This window comes from Streptomyces sp. NPDC018045 (assembly GCF_044327445.1).
In the GTDB taxonomy this organism is placed as follows: Bacteria; Actinomycetota; Actinomycetes; order Streptomycetales; family Streptomycetaceae; genus Streptomyces.
In genome coordinates this window covers 68,738-86,818 of record NZ_JBIRFL010000025.1, presented here as the reverse complement: position 1 = coordinate 86,818, position 18,081 = coordinate 68,738, and the positions used below count along the sequence as shown (strand labels likewise).

Annotated in this window: 14 protein-coding genes; 12 read left to right on the top strand and 2 right to left on the bottom strand. The window is 76.0% G+C overall.

What is annotated here, in order from left to right; genetic code table 11:
* The first annotated feature begins 78 nt into the window (after positions 1–78).
* The 4 genes from ACH4EB_RS32635 to ACH4EB_RS32620 all read left to right on the top strand — a co-directional run bounded on the left by ACH4EB_RS32635 (position 79) and on the right by ACH4EB_RS32620 (position 4,374).
* The gene (locus tag ACH4EB_RS32635; protein ID WP_398351798.1) at positions 79–1,095 is read left to right on the top strand and encodes a LacI family DNA-binding transcriptional regulator; all 1,017 of its coding nucleotides are present in this window, start codon (positions 79–81) and stop codon (positions 1,093–1,095) included.
* Complete coding sequence (locus ACH4EB_RS32630; protein ID WP_398351797.1) at positions 1,092–2,561, top strand: aromatic amino acid ammonia-lyase; 1,470 nt, start codon at positions 1,092–1,094, stop codon at positions 2,559–2,561. The genes ACH4EB_RS32635 and ACH4EB_RS32630 overlap by 4 nt, the downstream gene beginning before the upstream one ends.
* Before the next feature lie 178 nt (positions 2,562–2,739).
* A complete protein-coding gene (locus ACH4EB_RS32625; protein WP_398351796.1) occupies positions 2,740–3,657 on the top strand; it encodes a MurR/RpiR family transcriptional regulator in 918 nt (305 codons plus the stop codon).
* 126 nt (positions 3,658–3,783) lie between these two features.
* Entirely contained in the window at positions 3,784–4,374 is a 591-nt protein-coding gene (locus ACH4EB_RS32620; protein WP_398351836.1) for a hypothetical protein, read from the top strand.
* A 52-nt stretch (positions 4,375–4,426) separates the two neighbouring features.
* Here the strand turns inward: ACH4EB_RS32620 and ACH4EB_RS32615 are convergent, their stop codons facing one another.
* Complete coding sequence (locus tag ACH4EB_RS32615) at positions 4,427–5,779, bottom strand: APC family permease (protein WP_398351795.1); 1,353 nt, start codon at positions 5,777–5,779, stop codon at positions 4,427–4,429.
* Between the two features lie 29 nt (positions 5,780–5,808).
* A complete protein-coding gene (locus ACH4EB_RS32610; RefSeq protein WP_398351794.1) occupies positions 5,809–7,239 on the bottom strand; it encodes a diaminopimelate decarboxylase in 1,431 nt (476 codons plus the stop codon).
* A 137-nt stretch (positions 7,240–7,376) separates the two neighbouring features.
* On the opposite strand from ACH4EB_RS32610, the gene ACH4EB_RS32605 reads away from it, so the two are divergent.
* From ACH4EB_RS32605 to ACH4EB_RS32570, 8 genes are all read left to right on the top strand, one after another.
* The gene (locus ACH4EB_RS32605) at positions 7,377–8,660 is read left to right on the top strand and encodes an NAD(P)/FAD-dependent oxidoreductase (protein ID WP_398351793.1); all 1,284 of its coding nucleotides are present in this window, start codon (positions 7,377–7,379) and stop codon (positions 8,658–8,660) included.
* The gene (locus tag ACH4EB_RS32600) at positions 8,648–10,660 is read left to right on the top strand and encodes an FAD-dependent oxidoreductase (protein WP_398351792.1); all 2,013 of its coding nucleotides are present in this window, start codon (positions 8,648–8,650) and stop codon (positions 10,658–10,660) included. Before ACH4EB_RS32605 ends, ACH4EB_RS32600 begins: the two co-directional genes overlap by 13 nt.
* Complete coding sequence (locus ACH4EB_RS32595; protein ID WP_398351791.1) at positions 10,657–11,631, top strand: dihydrodipicolinate synthase family protein; 975 nt, start codon at positions 10,657–10,659, stop codon at positions 11,629–11,631. The genes ACH4EB_RS32600 and ACH4EB_RS32595 overlap by 4 nt, the downstream gene beginning before the upstream one ends.
* A 65-nt stretch (positions 11,632–11,696) precedes the next feature.
* Complete coding sequence (locus ACH4EB_RS32590) at positions 11,697–12,698, top strand: proline racemase family protein (RefSeq protein WP_398351835.1); 1,002 nt, start codon at positions 11,697–11,699, stop codon at positions 12,696–12,698.
* A 174-nt stretch (positions 12,699–12,872) separates the two neighbouring features.
* Positions 12,873–13,403 (top strand): hypothetical protein, encoded by a 531-nt coding sequence (locus ACH4EB_RS32585; protein WP_398351790.1) that lies wholly within the window; start codon positions 12,873–12,875, stop codon positions 13,401–13,403.
* A 187-nt stretch (positions 13,404–13,590) separates the two neighbouring features.
* Positions 13,591–15,249, top strand: a complete 1,659-nt coding sequence (gene hutU, locus ACH4EB_RS32580) for a urocanate hydratase (protein ID WP_398351789.1) — start codon at positions 13,591–13,593, stop codon at positions 15,247–15,249.
* A gap of 194 nt (positions 15,250–15,443) precedes the next feature.
* On the top strand, positions 15,444–16,679 hold the full coding sequence (locus ACH4EB_RS32575) for an allantoate amidohydrolase (RefSeq protein ID WP_398351834.1): 1,236 nt from the start codon (positions 15,444–15,446) through the stop codon (positions 16,677–16,679).
* Positions 16,670–18,076, top strand: a complete 1,407-nt coding sequence (locus ACH4EB_RS32570; RefSeq protein WP_398351788.1) for a formimidoylglutamate deiminase — start codon at positions 16,670–16,672, stop codon at positions 18,074–18,076. Before ACH4EB_RS32575 ends, ACH4EB_RS32570 begins: the two co-directional genes overlap by 10 nt.
* Positions 18,077–18,081 lie beyond the last annotated feature (5 nt).

The following is an 18,081-nucleotide window of genomic DNA, read 5'->3' as shown; positions in this document are numbered from 1 at the left end:
GGGGCGCCCACGCGCACCCGGCGCTGGGGGCGCACACCAACGCGCGGTGCGTACCGGGAGCTTGGGTAGGCTTCCGGCATGGCCAGGCCCCGTAAGCGCCCCACTCTCCGCGAGGTGGCCGAGGCCACCGGGCTCTCCACCGCCGCCGTCTCCTACGCCCTGCGCGGCACCCACGTCTCCAAGGAGACCGAGGAACGGGTGCGCAAGGCCGCCGCCGATCTCGGCTACGAGGCGGACCCCATCGCCCGCGCCCTGGCCAGCGGCCGGACGAGCATGGTCGGCGTGCTGGCCGGCGACCTCCAGGACCTGTGGCAGCAGCAGTTGATGGCGGCGATAGGGCGCGAGCTGCTCGCGGGCGACCGCTACGCCCTCATCCTCGACGCCGGCGGCGACCCGCAGCGCGAACTCGCCCTGGCCAAACAGTTGCGGGACCAGCGCGTGGACGGCCTGCTGGTGTCGCCGGTCGACCCCTCGGCGGCGGGCTGGGCGCAGATCGCCGAGGCGGTGCCGGTGGTGTCCATCGGCGACTCGCTGCGCCGCGCCCGTACGGCGGGCGAGGTGCTGTTCGACAACCGCGCCGGCATCGACGCCGTACTGGAGTACCTGACCGGGCTGGGCCACCGCCGGGTCACGGTCCTCACCCCGACCGGGCCCTCCACCCCGGACCGCCCCGCCGACGTGTACGTACGGGAGGCGGCGGACCGCCTCGGCATCGCCGCCGAAGTGCTGCCGTGCGCCCAGGAACTGGGCGAGGCGACGGCGGTCGCGCGGCGGGTGCTGCGCGCGGACGGGGCGGGCGGGCCCGGCCCGACGGCGGTGTTCTGCTTCTCCGACTCGATCGCGTACGGCGTCTACGCGGCGGCCGCCGAGGCGGCACTGACGGTCGGCCGGGACCTGTCGGTGGTCGGCTTCGACGACCACCCCGTCTCCCAGGTGCTCACCCCGCCCCTGACGACCCTGGACTGGGGCCTCACCGGCATCGCCGAGGAGGCGGCACGCCTGGCCGTCGCGGCGATCGAGGGGCGGCGCGTCCGGCGCAAGCGGATGCTGTGCGCGCCGAGGCTGAGCGAGCGGGGGTCGGCGGTACGGGCGTGAGGGCGCGCGGAGCGGCGGTCGTGCTCGACGGGCGGGGACTCGGCGTGGCCGGGATCGCCGCCCTCGCGGACGGCGCGGCCCGCCCCGCCGCTCTCCGCCCCGGGGACCTCGTACCGGCCGAGGAGTCCTGGCAGACCGCCCGCCGCCTCGCCGCCACCGGCCGGGTCTACGGGCGCAGTACCGGCGTAGGCGCCAACCGCACCGAGGACGTGGCCGCCGACGACGCGCACGGACTGCGCCTGCTGCGCAGCCACGCCGGGGCGATCGGCGAACCGCTGCCGGCCCGTGAGGTGCGCGCCATGCTCGCCGTGCGCGCCAACCAACTGCTGGCGGGCGGTGCGGGGCTGCGGCCCGAGGTGATCACCGCGCTGGTCCGGGCGCTGGAGACCGGCGCGTACCCGGTCGTCAACGAGTACGGGGCGGTCGGCACCGGGGACCTGGCCGCGCTCGCGCAGACCGGGCTGGCGCTCGCCGGGGAGCACCCCTGGGTGACGCCGGGCGGCGGCCGGGCGCCCCGCCCCCTCGCCCTGGACGGCAACGACGCGCTCGCCCTCATCAGCAGCAACGCGCTCACCCTCGGGCAGGCCGCGCTCGCCCTGGACGGACTGCGGCGCCTGCTGGCCGCGGCCCTGCCGGTCGCCGCGCTCTCCCTGCTCGCGGTCGGCGGCTCCTTCGAGCCGTTCGCCGAACCGGTCGTACAGGCCCGCCCGCACCCCGGCTCGGCCGCCGTCGCCGCCCGGATGCGGGAGCTGACCGGCGCCCCGGCCCGGCCCGCGCCGTCGCTCGGCCGCCTCCAGGACCCGTACGGCTTCCGCTGCGTGCCGCAGATCCACGGCCCCGCGCTGGACGCCGCCGACGCCCTCGACCGGGTGCTGGCCGTCGAGGTCAACGCCGCGGCCGAGAATCCGCTCATCAGCGTGGCGGACCAGGCGGCCTACCACCACGGCAACTTCTACGCCGCGCACCCGGCCCTCGCCCTGGACGGCTTCCGGCTCGCCGTGCTCCAGACCGCGCTGCTGTCCACCGCCCGCCTCGCCGCCCTCTCCGAGCCGGACCTCACCCGGCTGCGGCCGTTCCTCGGGGACCAGGCGCCGGCCAGCTCGGGCGTGATGATCCTCGAATACGCGGCCGGGGCCGCCCTCGGCGAGCTGCGGGCCGCCTCGCAGCCCGCGTCCCTCGGGCACGCGGTCCTCTCCCGCGGCGTCGAGGAACAGGCCAGCTTCGCGTCGCTCGGCGCCCGCCAGACGCTGCGCGCCTGCGTCACGTACCGGCGGGTGCTCGCGTGTGAACTGGTCGCCGCCGTACGGGCGTTGCGGATGCGCTCGCTGGAGCCCGAGCCGGCCGTACCGGCCGCGCGCGCCTTCGCGCTCGCCGCCGGGGCGCTCGACGCGCGGATGGCCGACCGGCCGCTGACGGAGGACGTGGCGGTCGCGGAGGGCCTGCTGGACGGGCTGGCCGCGCTGTGAGCGCGAGGGCCACCGCACGGACCGGCCGCGCCGTGCGGCGGGAAGAAAGGGACGGGGAGCGCGCTCCGATTACGTACAGTCGGGCGGCGGGACGGGATCCGCGCGGTACGCCGCCCCGTACGGACAGCGACGACACGAAGGCCGGGAGCACGGCCGCGAACACGGCCGGGAGGCAGCGATGAACGGGGACGGCGGCGAGGACCGCGGCGGCACGGCGGCGGACGCGAGCGCGGAGGGGACACCCGCGCCCGGCCCCGGCGCCGCCACCGGCACGGCGGCGCGCCTCCAGAAACTCTTCGAAGGGCACCGCCTCACCCCGACCCAACGGCGCATCGCGCACTGCATGGTGCGCCGGGCCGCCGACGTGCCCTTCCTCTCCAGCGTCGAACTCGCCGAGCTGGCCGGGGTCAGCCAGCCCTCGGTGACCCGCTTCGCGGTGGCGCTCGGCTTCGACGGCTATCCGGCGCTGCGCAAGCACCTGCGCGAGGTCGCGCCCGCCGCGACGGCGCGCGGCACCGGCTCGTACAACGAGTACCAGCAGGCCGTGCAGGCCGAGATCGACAATCTGCGGCACCTCGCGGCGGTCCTGGCCGACCCGGGCCCGGTGGTCCGGGCGGGCCGGCTCTTCGCGGCCTCCCGGCCGCTGCCGGTTCTCGGCCTGCGCGCCGCGACCGCGCAGGCCGCCGGCTTCGCGTACTTCGCCCGCAAGGTCCACCCGGACGTCCGGCTGCTCGACGAGGGCGGCACGATGCTCACCGACCGCCTCGACGCGGCGGTGCGGGCGGGGGCGAGCACCCTGCTGTGCTTCGCGCTGCCGCGCCACCCGCGCGAGGTCGTGGACGCCCTGGAGTACGCGCGCGCCGCCGGCCTGACCGTCGTCACCGTCGCGGACAGCGCCTTCGCGCCGGTCGCCCGCCACACCGACCTGCTGCTGCCCGCCGCGGTCGGCACCGGCCTCGCCTTCGACACGGCCTGCGCGCCGATGCTGCTGGGCCGTGTCCTGCTGGAGGCGATGTGCGACGCGCTGCCGGACGCGCAGGCGCGGCTGGAGGAGTTCGACGCGAAGGCGGCGGAGCGGGGCCTGTTCGTGGAGTGAGCCGCCGGGCGTGCCCCCGGCGTACCCCCGGCGCTCCCCGGGGTTTCACGGAATTCTCAGACGGGCTGGCTACCATCCGCCGCCGTGACGGGGATCCGGAGCCGGATCGTGAGCGAGGAGGTCGTCGTGGGTCGCGGGGCTGTTGCGCTGGCGCGGGTGGCGGTGCTGGTACGGGCGCCGGCCGGGTGGCTGTGGTGGCCGGGCGTGCTGGCCGCCGGGGCCGGGCTGCTGGTGCCCGGGCTGACCGGGCGGCGGATCGGGGTGTACGCCGGGGTGGCGCTGTTCGTCGTCGCGGCGTACGGGGTCTTCGCGGTGCGCCGTAAGCGGTACGCGCACCTGGCGAAGGCGGCGTCCCGGGCCGGGAAGTCGGTGATCCTCCAGGACCGCGCCGTGACGCTGCGGGTCTGGCGGCGGGCCCACCGCTGGTGGCTGCTGCTCGCCTTCGTGGCGGCGGCCGGCTCCGCGTTCGCGCTGCCGGCGGCCGGCGGGATGCTGCTGGCCGGGGCGGGGCTCGGGCTGTGGGCCAAGGCGCTGTGGCTGGGCCGCTGGGAGCGGGAGCACGACGCGCTGCTGTGGGTCCGTACGGAGGCGGCCGTCCGTGGCGGGCCCGCCGGCCGGGACGTACGCGGCTACCTGACGACCGGCGTCGCGGCCAAGGACGCGCGGCCGGGAGGGGCGAAGGCGGCCCGGCCGAAGGCGAGGGCCGCGGGGGCCTGAACCGGGGGCGGCCGCCCGGGGGCGCGGCCCCGGTACGTGGCCGGGGCGGCCGTCACTCGCCCCGGGCGCGCAGGACGAGCTGGTTGACGCCCCACAGGACGACGCCGATCACCACCAGCACGGCGGCCCGTACGTACACCTCCACCGGCCGGTCGGCGAGCGGACCGGCCAGCACCAGGGCCCCGGCGGCGCCGAGCACCGGCACGGCGGTGGGCGCCCGGAAGTGGCGGTGCGGCACCCGGTCGCGGCGCAGCACCAGCACCGCCACGTTGACGACCGTGAAGACGCACAGCAGCAGGAAGGCCGTCGTGTCACCGAGGCCCTCGATCTCGCCGGTCAGCACCAGGCCCAGGGCCAGCACCGTGGTCAGGGCGATGCCGACGACGGGGGTGCGGCGGCCCGGCAGGACGCGGGCCACGGCGCGCGGCAGGATCCGCTCGTTGGCCATCCCGTAGCAGAGCCGGGAGGCCATCATCATGTTGATCAGCGCGGAGTTGGTGACCGCGCACAGCGCCATCAGCGCGAACACCGTCGGCGGGAACGTCACCCCGCCGGCGTGCACCACCTCCAGCAGCGGCGCCGACGACCCCTGGAGCCGCCGGTGGTCGACCAGCAGCGACGAGACCAGGGCCACGAGGACGTAGACGGCGCCGGTGATCCCCACCCCGAGGAAGATCGCGCGCGGGAAGTCCCGGCCGGGGTGCCGGGTCTCCTCCGCCATGTTCACCGAGTCCTCGAACCCGACGAAGGCGAAGAAGGCCAGCCCGGTCGCGCCCAGCACGCCGGTGAGCACCGCGAAGCCCGTACCGCCGGTGTCCAGTTCGACCAGCCGCGCCGGCTCCCCGCCGCCCGTCCAGACCGCGTACACCCCCAGCCCGATGATGATCAGCAGCCCGGTCACCTCGATCAGCGTCAGCACCACGTTCGCCCGCACCGACTCCGCCACGCCGCGCAGGTTCAGCGCGGCCAGCGCGAGGACGAACACCACCGCCACCAGGGTCGGCGGCAGGTCGGCGAAGGTGCGCAGGTAGTCGCCGCTGAAGGCGCGGGCCGCGGCGCTCGCCGAGGACAGGCCCGAACACATCACCATGAAGGCGACGAGGAACGTCAGGAACGGCACCCGGAACGCCTTCTGGGTGTAGAGCGCGGCCCCCGCCGCCTTCGGGTACTTGCCGACCAGCTCCACGTACGAGGCGGCGGTCAGCGCGGCGATGCCGAAGCCGATCACGAAGGGCAGCCACAGGGCACCGCCGACCTTGCCCGCGACCTTGCCGGTGACGGCGTAGACACCGGTGCCGAGGATGTCCCCGACCACCAGCAGGACCAGCAGTTTCGGGCCGATGGCGCGGCGCAGCGGGGTGCTCGGGCCGGCCGGTTCCGTGGGGTCCGTGGAGGGGGTCCGCATGAGCCCGGCATGCCCGCTCCGGATGATTTTTAGAGCTGGGTGAGCGCGTCCGCGTGGGCGCCGCCGCTCTCGGCGACCAGTTCGTCCAGCCGCTGTGCGGCGCGCACGGTGGCCCAGCGCAGGGTGCCGTCCGGGCCCGGCGCGTAGCCGTGCACCGCGGGCCGCGGGAGCGAGTTGTACGCGAAGTGGGTGGAGAAGTAGTAGGCGCCGGTGTCCAGGAGGGCGATGTGGTCGCCCGGCTCCAGCAGCGGCAGCGGCCGGTTCCGGGCGATCAGGTCGCCCGCGAAGCAGCAGGGCCCGGCCACGTCCTGGGCGACCGGCGCGCCGGTCCTGGGGTGGCCCCGCGCGTCGTAGGCGGCCACCCGCACCGGCCAGGAGTCCGGCGCGAAGACCGTACGGGTGGCGAGCTGCGCGCCCGCGTGGCCGACCGCGATGCGCCGGCCGCCGGCGGACTTGGCGTACTCGACGCGGGCCAGCACCAGGCCGTGCTTGGCGAGCAGCGAGCGGCCGAACTCGGTGACCAGTCCGTAGCGGCCGTCGAAGAGTCCCGGCACGGTGCGGTGCAGCAGCCGGGCGTACTCGCGGTGGGCCGGCGTCACCTCGTCGGACGTGAAGTTCACCGGCAGGCCGCCGCCGATGTCCAAGGTGGTGACCTGGGCCCGGCCGGCCTTCCCGTTGATCTCCTCGGCCAGTTCGTACAGGACGCGCACCCCGTCCGCCATCAGCGGCGGCGGCATCCCCTGGGACCCGACGTGGGTGTGCAGGCGGGTCAGCCACGGGCGGTCCAGGAAGGCCCGTACGACCCGTGCGCGGGCGCCCTCGTCGCGCAGCGCCACGCCGAACTTCGACGTGTCGGTGGCGGTGCTCATCGCGTCGATGCTGCCGCCGCCGAGCTGCGGGTTGACGCGCAGACCCAGCGGCGAGCCGGTCGGCGCGGCGGCGGTCAGGGCGTCCAGGCGGTCCAGTTCGCCGAAGCTGTCGGCGTTGACGGCGATACCGAGGGCGAGTGCCTCGCGCAGCTCGGCGTGGGTCTTGGCGGGCGAGTCCAGCACGGTACGGGCCGGCGGCACCCCGGCCGCGCGGGCCAGCGCCAGCTCGCCGGGGCTGGCCACCTCGCACCCCAGCCCCTCCCGCGCGAGCAGGCGCAGCACGGGGACGAGGGCGGCGGCCTTGACGGCGAAGGCGTGCAGGACCGGTGTGCCGGGCGCGGTGAACTCCTCGAACGCGGCCCGCAGTTCGGCGGCGGACCGGCGGATTCCGGCGATGTCCAGGAGTCCCACGACGGGGTCGGCGGCGCCGACCAGCCCCTGGGCGACGGCGGCCGCGACGGCGCGGTTCCGCAGGCCGGGCCCCTCCGTGGCCGACGTGCCCGAAGCGGCGGACGAGGAGCCGGTGCGAGAGGAGTCGGGAGAGGTGGGAGAGGTGGGGGAGGACGAGGGCGGAGGTGGCGCGGGGCTCATGACACCACTCCACCACCTGCCCGCCGTGGCCGCCATCGACCGGCCCGCCCGCAGGCGGTGTTGACCTCGTCGGCACGCGGCAATAACGTCACGGCGCTCTCCCGAGGGGTCCCTTCGCGGAACGGTGGTGCGGGTCCATGCGATACCGGCACGTCCAGGCGAGCGAGGCGGTGCGGCGGCCGGACCGGTGGCAGCCGCCCGGCGCGACCCCGCCCCGGCACCCCGACGTGATCGTGGTCGGCAGCGGCATCGTCGGCGCGGCCTGCGCCGAGGCACTCACCCGGCGCGGCGTACGGGTCACCGTCCTGGACCGCGCGCCGCTCGCCTCCGGCACGACGGCCCACGGCGAGGGCAACCTCCTGGTCTCCGACAAGCCGCCGGGGCCCGAACTGGTCCTGGCCCTGGCCTCCTCGGCCCGCTGGCCGCAACTGCTCGCGGCGCTGGACGCCGAGGAACGCGCGGCGGGCGCCGGCGGCGGGCTCGCCGAACGGTGCGAGTACGAGGCGAAGGGCGGCCTGGTCGTCGCCCTCGACGAGGCGGGCGCACGCGCCCTGACCGGCTTCGCCGCCGCCCAGCGGGCCGCGGGGGTCACCGCCCACGAGGTCGGCCCGGACGACGTACCCGCCTACGAACCCCACCTGACGCCGGGCGTCCGGGCCGCCGTCCACTACCCGCAGGACGCCCAGCTCCAGCCGGTCGCCGCGGCCACCGCCCTGCTCCGCGCCGTACGGCGCCGCGGCGGCACGCTGCGCTCCGGCGTGCGGGCGCTCGGCGTCGAGCGCGGGGCGGACGGGCGGGTGACGGCGCTGCGCACCTCGGCCGGGACACTGCCGTGCGGCGCGGTCGTCAACGCCTGCGGGCCGTGGGCGGGCCGGTTCGCACGGGACGCGGGCGCGCCGCTGCCGGTCCGGCCCCGCCGCGGCCTGGTGCTGGTCACCGCGCCGCTGCCGCCGGGCACGGTCCGGCACAAGGTGTACGACGCCGACTACGTGGGGGCCGTCGGCAGCGGCGCCGCCGACCTGCGCACCTCGGCGGTCGTCGAGGCCACCCGGGGCGGCACCGTGCTCATCGGGTCCAGCCGGGAGCGGGCCGGTTTCGAGGAACGGTTCCGCGCCGCCGTGCTGCGGGAACTCGCCCGCAAGGCGACGGCGTTGTTCCCGGTGCTCGGCCACGTCCCGGTGATCCGCGCGTACGGCGGCTTCCGCCCGTACACCCCCGATCACCTCCCGGTCATCGGACCGGACCCGCGCCTGCCGGGCCTGTGGCACGCCACCGGGCACGAGGGCGCGGGCATCGGACTGGCACCGGCGACCGGCGAACTCCTCGCCCGGCTCTACACGGGCGAGCGGCCGCGCACCGACCCGGAGCCGTACCGGGTGGCGCGGCCGGGACTGGCGGAGGAGGCGCGGTGCTCCGCGTGACGGTGGACGGCGCCGAACGGTGGGCCCGGACCGGCCAGACGGCCGCCTCGGTGCTGCTGGAGGCCGGGCGCGCCTCCTGGCGGACCACCCGCGGCGGCCGCCCGCGCGGGGTCTTCTGCGGGATCGGCGTCTGCCACGACTGCCTGGTGGTCGTCAACGGCGTACCGGACGTACGGGCCTGCCGGCGCGTGGTCGAGGCGGGCGACCGCATCGAGACGCAGGAGGGCGTACGGGTGCCGGAGCCGCCGCCGAGCGGGTTTTCGGGAATGGCGGCGCGCGACGTGACGGTGCCGGTGGCCGTCGTGGGCGCCGGGCCGGCGGGCATGGCGGCGGCGCTGGCCGCGGCCGGGGCCGGGGCCCGGGTGGTGCTGGTGGACGACGGGCAGCGGCCGGGCGGCCAGTTCCACCGGCAGGCGGCGGACGGCCCGGCGCGGGGCGCGGCGGTCCGCGCCGTACAGGAACACCCGCGTATCACCTGGCTGCCGGGCGGCACGGTCTGGGCGCTGGAACCGGGCGGTGGCTTCCCGCCGGGCGCGCAGGACTGGGCGGGCGGTACGGGCAGTGGCTTCTCGTCGGACGCACCGGTCCGGGCGGGCGGCAGAGGTGACGGCCCCTCGCCGGAAGTACCGGCCCGGGTGGGCGGTACAGGCGATGGTTTTCCGTCGGACACACCAGCCCGGGCGGGCGCCGCGTACGGTGGCCTCGCTGCGGGAGCCGGTCTGCCGGATCCGGCTGTCCCCACGGGCGGCGGCTGGACCGTGCATGTACTCCAGGGCCCCGCCGACGCCCCCGGCCGTACGGCGTACACGCTGCGCGCCGCCGCGCTCGTCCTGTGCACCGGCGCGTACGACCGGGCCCTGCCGTTCCCGGGCTGGGACCTGCCGGGCGTCGTCACGGCGGGCGCGGCGCAGGCCCTGGCGAAGGGCCAGCGGACGGCGGTCGGCCGCCGCGTGGTGGTCTGCGGAACCGGGCCGTTCCTGCTGCCGGTCGCGTCGTCGCTGCTCACCGTGGGAGCGCGCGTCCTCGGGGTGTACGAGGCGGGTTCGCCGGCCGCCTGGCTGCGCGCGCCCGTGGCCGCGCTCCGCGACGGACACCGCAAACTGCCCGAACTCCTCATGTACGCCGCCGGCCTGGCCCGGCACCGCGTCCCCTGCCGGACCCGCCGGGCCGTCGTGGCCGCGCACGGACGAGACCGCGTCGAGGCGGTGACGGTGGCCCGTCTCACGCCCGACTGGCGGATCAGGCCCGGCAGCGAGCGCCGCATCGAGGACGTGGACGCGGTCTGCGTCGGCTACGGCTTCACTCCGCAACTGGAACTCGCCCTCGCCGCGGGCTGCGCCCTGCGCGACAACACCTGGGTCGCGGTCGGCGCCCGGCAGCAGACTTCCGTCCCCGGCGTGTACGCGGCGGGCGAGCCCACCGGCATCGGCGGCGCGGCACTCGCCACGGCGGAGGGCGAGGTGGCGGGGGTGGCGGCCGCCTGCTGGGCGGCCGGGACGGGCGACGCGGTGTCCGGCGCGGCGGTGCGCGCCCCGGCCGCCCGGCGGCGGGTCCTGGCCGGCCGCCGCTTCGCCCGGCTGCTCGCCGCCGCCCACCCCGTACCCGACGGCTGGCACACCTGGCTCGGTCAGGACACCCTCGTCTGCCGCTGCGAGGAGGTCCCGTACAGCGCACTGCGTACGGCGGCGGGGGAGCGGGACGAGGAGGGCACGGAGGGCACGGAGGTCGCGGAGGCCGCGGAGGGCACGGAGGTCGCGGACAGTGCGGGTGGTCTCCCGCCGGACGGCATGTGCACGTTCAAGCTCGCCACCCGCGTCGGCCTCGGCCCCTGCCAGGGCCGTGTCTGCGCCCGCAACGCGGCCGGTCTCCGCGGCCCGGACGCCCTCCCCGACCCGCAGACGGCCGACCGCCGCCCGATAGCCCAGCCGGTCCGCCTCGCCGACCTGGCCGCACCCGGCCCCGCCGCCCCGACCCCGCCGTACCGAGAGGACCCGTCATGACGGACCACACGACGCCGCAGCCCCGCACATCCCGCACCGCCGCCTCCCGTACGCCCCTGACCGGTGTCATCGTCGCCACCACCCTCCCGTACGCCGAGGACCGGAGCGCGCCCGCCGGGCTGCGGCCGGACCTCGACCGGTATGCCGAGCACTGCCGCTGGCTCGTCGACAGCGGCTGTCACGGGGTCGGGCCGAACGGGTCGCTCGGTGAGTACTCCTCGCTCACGGACGGCGAGCGGCGCGCGGTGGCGCGTACGGCCGTCGCGGCGGTGGGGCGGGACGCGCTGGTCGTCGTGGGGGTGCACGGTGTCGGGTCGCATCAGGCGCGGCACTGGGCGGAGCTGGCGGCCGAGGACGGCGCGGACGGCGTGCTGTGCCTGCCGCCCACCCTCTACCGGGCCAACACCGGCGAGATCGTCCGGCACTTCGAGGAGGTCGCCGCCGCCGGGCTGCCGGTGATGGTCTACAACAATCCGCTCGACACGAAGGTCGACCTGACGCCGGAGACACTGCGCGAGGTCGCCGCGATCGACGGGATCGTGGCCGTCAAGGAGTTCTCGGGGGACATCCGCCGGGTGCTGCACATCAAGGAGCAGGCCCCCGGCCTGGACGTGGTGGCGGGCGCCGACGACCTGGTGCTGGAGGCGCTGCTGATGGGCGCCACCGGCTGGTTCGCCGGCTTCCCCAACGTCTTCCCCGCCGAGTCCGTACGCCTGTACGAGCTGGCGCGGGCCGGGCGGGTGGCCGAGGCGCGGGAGCTGTACGAACCGCTGGTCGCCGCGTTCCGGTGGGATTCGCGCACCGAGTTCGTGCAGGCCGTGAAGCGGGGGATGGATCTCGTGGGCCGGTACGGCGGACCCTGCCGGCCGCCGCGCGGCCCGCTCCTGCCCGAGCGCCGGCGGCAACTGGACGCGGACATGCGCGGCGCCGTCCAGGCGCTGGAGATCTGGGCGAAAGCGACCGGGCGGTGACGGACGACGGTACGGGCGGGGCGGAGGGGGCGGGCGGTGCGCGGACTCCGTTCGCCGCCCGTAGCGTGCACACCTTCACCGCCGTGGACTCCCACACCGAGGGCATGCCGACGCGCGTCATCACGGACGGCGTCGGCACCATCCCCGGCGCGACCATGGCCGACCGCCGCCGGTACTTCGTCGAACACCTCGACCACATCCGCCAAGTGCTGGTCAACGAACCGCGCGGGCACCCCGCGATGAGCGGGGCGATTCTGCAACCGCCGACCCGGCCCGACGCCGACCGGGGCGTCGTCTACATCGAGGTCTCCGGATGCCTGCCGATGTGCGGGCACGGCACGATCGGCGTCGCGACGGTCCTGGTCGAGACGGGCCTGGTGGAGGTCACCGAGCCCGTCACGACCGTACGGCTGGACACCCCGGCCGGGCTGGTGGCGGCCCGGGTCGCGGTGCGCGACGGCCGCGCCCGGCACGTCACCCTGCACAACGTCCCCTCGTACGCGCACGAACTCGACGCCGTGGTGAAGGTGCCCGGTTTCGGCGAGGTCCGCTACGACCTGGCGTACGGCGGCAACTTCTACGCGATCACCCCGCTCGCCGCGCTGGGCATCCCGTTCGCCGCCTCCCACCTGGACGAGATCATCGCCGCCGGCCTGGCCGTCATGGCCGCGGTCGACGACCGCGACCGGCCCGTCCACCCCGCCGACCCGGCCATCTCCGGCTGCCGGCACGTACAGTTCACCGCCCCCGGCACCCCAGGGCCGGACGGTTCGGACTCCCGCAACGCCATGGTCATCCACCCCGGCTGGCTCGACCGCTCACCCTGCGGCACCGGCACCAGCGCCCGCATGGCCCAGCTCCACGCGCGCGGCGCACTCCCCCTCGACCGGCCCTTCGTCAACGAGTCCCTGATCGGCACCCGCTTCACGGGCCGGCTGGTGGGCACGGAACGGGTCGGCGGCCGGGCGGCGGTCGTGCCGACGGTGACCGGGCGGGCCTGGATCACCGGCACGGCCCGGTACGTCCTCGACCCGACCGATCCGTTTCCGCGGGGGTTCGTGCTGTAGGGGGCGGGTGGGCGGGCTCCGGTGGTGCGGCTGCGAAGGTGAGCGGTGGTGCGCGGGAGTCGCGTACGGATGAAGAGAAAGCGGAGCGCATTGTTCACCAGGGAAACAGCGGGCCGGGGTCATGCCACGGGCTCTGCCGGACGGCGCGGGCTGACGGGGCTGCGATGGCTGGCCGTGCCGGTCGCGGTACTGGCGCTGCACGCCGGTTCGGGGGCGGCGGTGGCGCAGGACCGGTCCCCGGAGCGCGCGGGGAGCGCGGCGGCCGGCACCGACCGGGCGGCTTCGGCCGTCCGGATCACCGAGGGCCAGGTCAGGGAAACCGGCCCCGGCGGCACGCTGCTCTACCCGAGCGTGACCAGTTGCCTGACCGTGACGGTGCGCCTCGCGGACGGCGGCCTGGTGGGCGCGCACGCCAGTCTCTTCCAGGTGCCGGGGGAGTACCGTTCCGACCGCATCCTCGGCGCCCTGCGGGACCGGGTGGGCGGCCGGGACGTGACCGCCGTGGAGGTCAGGGGCGCGGTCGGGGCCTGGCTCCCCGGCTACTTCACCAAGGCGGTGGAGAGCTACGGGGACGGCGAGACCGTGCCCTCTCCGACGGAGTCCGACCCCGAGGGCCTGGCGGCGGCGGTGGCGGACGGCCTGGGGCAGTTGCGCGCGAAGGTCACGGTGTGGGACGTACCGGACGGGGACCAGACGGTCCGGTGAGGCCGTGGTCGTAGGGCAGGGGCGGGGCGGGTCGGCGCGCGGCCCGCCCTGACCTGTTGACTAGCCATATTCAACGCCCCAAGATGTGAATAGCTCGATCCATAGGCAACGCTCCACCCACATGCCTTGCGTGCCCTGCGCACGCATCGCTCGATCCACTCGCATCGACGTCAGGGAGGCACGGCCCATGTCAGGACCGCGACCCGTGCGGGCACCGCGCGGTACGGAACTGAGCGCCCGGGGATGGCAGCAGGAAGCCGCGCTGCGCATGCTGCAGAACAACCTCGACCCGGAGGTCGCCGAGCACCCCGACCAGCTCGTCGTCTACGGCGGCACCGGCAAGGCCGCCCGCGACTGGCGCTCCTTCGACGCGATGGTGCGCACGCTGACCACGCTCAAGCAGGACGAGACGATGCTCGTCCAGTCCGGGCGGCCGGTCGGCGTCATGCAGACGCACGAGTGGGCGCCGCGGGTGCTGATCGCCAACTCCAACCTGGTGGGCGACTGGGCCAACTGGGAGGAGTTCCGGCGGCTGGAGGCCCTGGGCCTGACCATGTACGGGCAGATGACGGCCGGTTCCTGGATCTACATCGGCACCCAGGGCATCCTGCAGGGCACGTACGAGACGTTCGCCGCGGTCGCCGCGAAGAAGTTCGGCGGCTCGCTCGCCGGTACCATCACCCTCACCGCCGGACTCGGCGGCATGGGCGGCGCCCAGCCGCTCGCCGTCACGATGAACGACGGCGTCGCCATCTGTATCGACTGCGACCCGCGCGCCATCGAGCGGCGCATCGAGCACCGCTACCTGGACGTGCGGGCCGACAGCCTCCAGCACGCCCTACAGCTCGCCGTCGAGGCCCGTGACCAGCGCAAACCGCTCTCCATCGGCCTGCTCGGCAACGCGGCGGACCTGCTGCCGCAGATGCTCGCCGACGGCGCGCCGATCGACATCGTCACCGACCAGACCTCCGCCCACGACCCGCTGGCGTACCTCCCGGTGGGCGTCGACTTCGCGGACATGGCCGGCTACGCGGCCGACCGGCCCGCCGACTTCACCCGCCGGGCCCGGGAGTCGATGGCCCGGCACGTGGAGGCCATGGTCGGCTTCCTGGACGCCGGGGCCGAGGTCTTCGACTACGGCAACTCCATCCGCGGCGAGGCCGAACTGGCCGGCTACAAGCGCGCCTTCGCCTTCCCCGGCTTCGTGCCCGCCTACATCCGGCCGCTGTTCGCCGAGGGCAAGGGGCCGTTCCGCTGGGCCGCGCTGTCCGGCGACCCCAAGGACATCGCCGCCACCGATCGGGCGATCCTGGACCTCTTCCCGGAGAACGAGTCCCTCGCCCGGTGGATCAAGCTGGCGGGCGAGCGGGTGCACTTCCAGGGCCTGCCGGCCCGGATCTGCTGGCTCGGCTACGGCGAGCGGGACAAGGCGGGCGAGCGCTTCAACGACATGGTTGCCGACGGCACCCTCCAGGCGCCGTTGGCCATCGGCCGCGACCACCTGGACTGCGGCTCGGTGGCGTCCCCGTACCGGGAGACCGAGGCGATGCTCGACGGCTCCGACGCCATCGCCGACTGGCCGCTGCTCAACGCCATGGTCAACGTCGCCTCCGGCGCCTCGTGGGTCTCCCTGCACCACGGCGGCGGCGTCGGCATGGGCCGCTCGATCCACGCCGGACAGGTCACGGTCGCCGACGGCACGCCGCTGGCCGGCGAGAAGATCCGCCGAGTGCTCACCAACGACCCGGGCATGGGCGTCATCCGGCACGTCGACGCCGGGTACGAGCGCGCCGACGAGGTCGCGGCCGAGCGCGGCGTACGCATCCCGATGCGGGAGGGCGAGTGACCCCGCCGTACGACGGCCCGGCGGCGGACGGCACCGGGAAACCGGGGAGCCCGGCGGGCGGCGCCGGGCCCGCCGAGGGCCCGGTGAGCCAGGGCAGTCCGCGTGCGACCGGCCCGCGTGCGACCGGTGCGGGCGTGGCCGGTCGGCGTGCGGCCGGTGCCGGCGCCGGGCAGGGCGCGCCGTCCTTCCACGCGATGTGGCGCGACCTCGCGCCCATCGGCCGCCACACCGCCACCGGCGGCTACCGCCGCTTCGCCTGGACCGGCGCGGACGCCGACTGCCGGGCCTGGTTCGAGGCCCAGGCCCGCGCCCGCGGACTCTCCTACGAGCAGGACCGCAACGGCAACCAGTGGGCCTGGCTCGGCGCCGCCCGCGCCGCGGACGTGGCGCCCGGCGAAGCCGTCGTCACCGGCTCCCACCTGGACTCCGTCCCCGACGGTGGCGCCTTCGACGGCCCGCTCGGCGTGGTGTCCTCCTTCGCCGCGCTCGACGAGCTCCGCCGCCGGGGTGCCGAGCCCGTCAAGCCGCTGGCGATCGTCAACTTCGGCGACGAGGAAGGCGCCCGCTTCGGCCTGGCCTGCGTCGGCTCCCGGCTCAGCGCGGGGCAGCTCACCGTCGAAGCGGCCCACCGGTTGCGGGACGGCGACGGCGTGTCGCTGCCCCAGGCCATGGAGCGGGCCGGCCACGACCCGGACGCCATCGGCCCGGACCCCGACCGGCTGTCCCGCATCGGCGCGTTCGTCGAACTCCACGTCGAACAGGGCCGCGCCCTCGACCTGAGCGGCGACCCCGTGGGCATCGCCTCCGCCATCTGGCCGCACGGCCGCTGGCGGTTCGACTTCCACGGCGAGGCCAACCACGCCGGCACCACCCGCCTGGCGGACCGCCGCGACCCGATGCTCACCTACGCCGCGACCGTGCTCGCCGCCCGCAAGAGCGCCGAACCGGCCGGCGCGCTGGCCACCTTCGGCAAGATCAGCGTCGAGCCGAACGGCGTCAACGCCATCCCGTCGCTGGTCCGCGGCTGGCTGGACTCCCGCGCCGCCGACCAGGAGACGCTGGACACCGTCGTCGCCGCCGTGGAGCGGGCGGCCGCCGAGCGCGGCGAGCGCGACGGCGTCGACGTCCGCGTCACCCGGGAATCCTTCACCCCCGTCGTCGAGTTCGGGCACGCCCTGCGGGACGAGCTGGCCAAGATCCTCACCCATGCGGCGGACCGCCGCCCGGGTGGCGCCCGCGAGGTGCCCGTGCTGGGCACCGGCGCCGGACACGACGCGGGTATTCTGTCCGCCACCGTCCCCACCGCCATGCTGTTCGTACGCAACCCCACCGGCGTCTCGCACTCACCCGCCGAACACGCGGCCGAGGACGACTGCGTCGCCGGGGTGACCGCACTCGCCGACGTACTGGAGGGCCTGGCGTGCAGGTGACGCCGCAGGAAGCCGAGCCGACCCCGCGACCCGGCGACCGGCCGGGGCCGGCCGCCCCGACGACGTACTGGCTGGAACACGCCTGGCTCGGCACGCACGTCGAGCCGGGCGTGGCCGTGGACGTATACCCGGCCGACGGCCGCATCAGCGCCGTACGGACCGAAGTCCCCGCTCCGCCGCCCGGGGCCGTCCCGCTGCGCGGCCTGACGCTCCCCGGCCTCGCCAACGCCCACTCGCACGCCTTCCACCGGGCCCTGCGCGGCACCGTCCAGGTCGGCTCCGGGACCTTCTGGACCTGGCGCGAGGTCATGTACCAGGTCGCCTCGCAGCTCACGCCCGACTCCTACTTCGCCCTCGCGCGGGCCGTGTACGCGGAGATGGCGCTGACCGGCATCACCTGCGTCGGCGAATTCCACTACCTCCACCACGGGCCCGGCGGCACCCGTTACGCCGATCCCAATGCCATGGGCGAGGCCCTGATCGCCGCCGCCGACGAGGCGGGCATCCGCATCACCCTGCTGGACACCGCCTACCTCTCCTCCGGCTTCGGCGCCGCGCCCAACCACCACCAGCTCCGCTTCTCCGACGGCACGGCCGACGCCTGGGCCGAGCGCGCCGCCGCCCTGAAGGACGGCCGCCCGCACGCCCGCATCGGCGCGGCCGTGCACTCCGTACGCGCCGTGCCCGCCGACCAGCTCGGCACCGTCGCGGAATGGGCCGACCGGCGGCAGGCGCCGCTGCACGTCCACCTCTCCGAGCAGACCGCCGAGAACGACGCCTGCCGCGAGGCACACGGCCGCACCCCCACCGAACTGCTCGCGGAGCACGGCGTCCTGGGCCGCCGCACCACCGCCGTGCACGCCACCCACCTCACCGACGAGGACATCCGGCTGCTGGGCGCCGCCACCACCGGCGTGTGCATGTGCCCCACCACCGAACGCGACCTCGCCGACGGCATCGGCCCCGCCGGCCGGCTCCAGGCCGCCGGCAGCCCCCTGTCGCTCGGCAGCGACAGTCACGCCGTCATCGACCTCTTCGAAGAGGCCCGCGCGATGGAACTGGACGAACGGCTGCGCACCCGCACCCGCGGCCACTGGACCGCCGCCGCCCTGCTGCGCGCCGCGACCGCCGACGGCCACGCCGCGCTGGGCTGGGACGAGGCGGGCACCATCGAACGCGGCGCGCTCGCCGACCTCACCACGATCGCGCTGGACTCCGTACGCACCGCGGGGCCGCTGCCCCGGCTGGGCGCCGAGACGGCCGTATTCGCCGCCTCCGGAGCGGACGTGCGCCACACGGTGGTCGGCGGGCGGCAGGTCGTACGCGACGGAGTCCACGCGCTCGTGCCCGACGTCCCCACCGCGCTGGCCGAGGCCATCGCGGCCGTACACGGCTGACACCG

Bases quoted from the DNA above. Each gene is read 5' to 3' on its own strand.
- ACH4EB_RS32635 (WP_398351798.1), top strand. From the start codon at position 79: ATGGCCAGGCCCCGTAAGCGCCCCACTCTCCGCGAGGTGGCCGAGGCC.
- ACH4EB_RS32625 (WP_398351796.1), top strand. From the start codon at position 2,740: ATGAACGGGGACGGCGGCGAGGACCGCGGCGGCACGGCGGCGGACGCG.
- ACH4EB_RS32615 (WP_398351795.1), bottom strand. From the start codon at position 5,779: ATGCGGACCCCCTCCACGGACCCCACGGAACCGGCCGGCCCGAGCACC.
- ACH4EB_RS32610 (WP_398351794.1), bottom strand. From the start codon at position 7,239: ATGAGCCCCGCGCCACCTCCGCCCTCGTCCTCCCCCACCTCTCCCACC.
- ACH4EB_RS32605 (WP_398351793.1), top strand. From the start codon at position 7,377: ATGCGATACCGGCACGTCCAGGCGAGCGAGGCGGTGCGGCGGCCGGAC.
- ACH4EB_RS32595 (WP_398351791.1), top strand. From the start codon at position 10,657: ATGACGGACCACACGACGCCGCAGCCCCGCACATCCCGCACCGCCGCC.
- hutU (WP_398351789.1), top strand. From the start codon at position 13,591: ATGTCAGGACCGCGACCCGTGCGGGCACCGCGCGGTACGGAACTGAGC.
- ACH4EB_RS32575 (WP_398351834.1), top strand. From the start codon at position 15,444: ATGTGGCGCGACCTCGCGCCCATCGGCCGCCACACCGCCACCGGCGGC.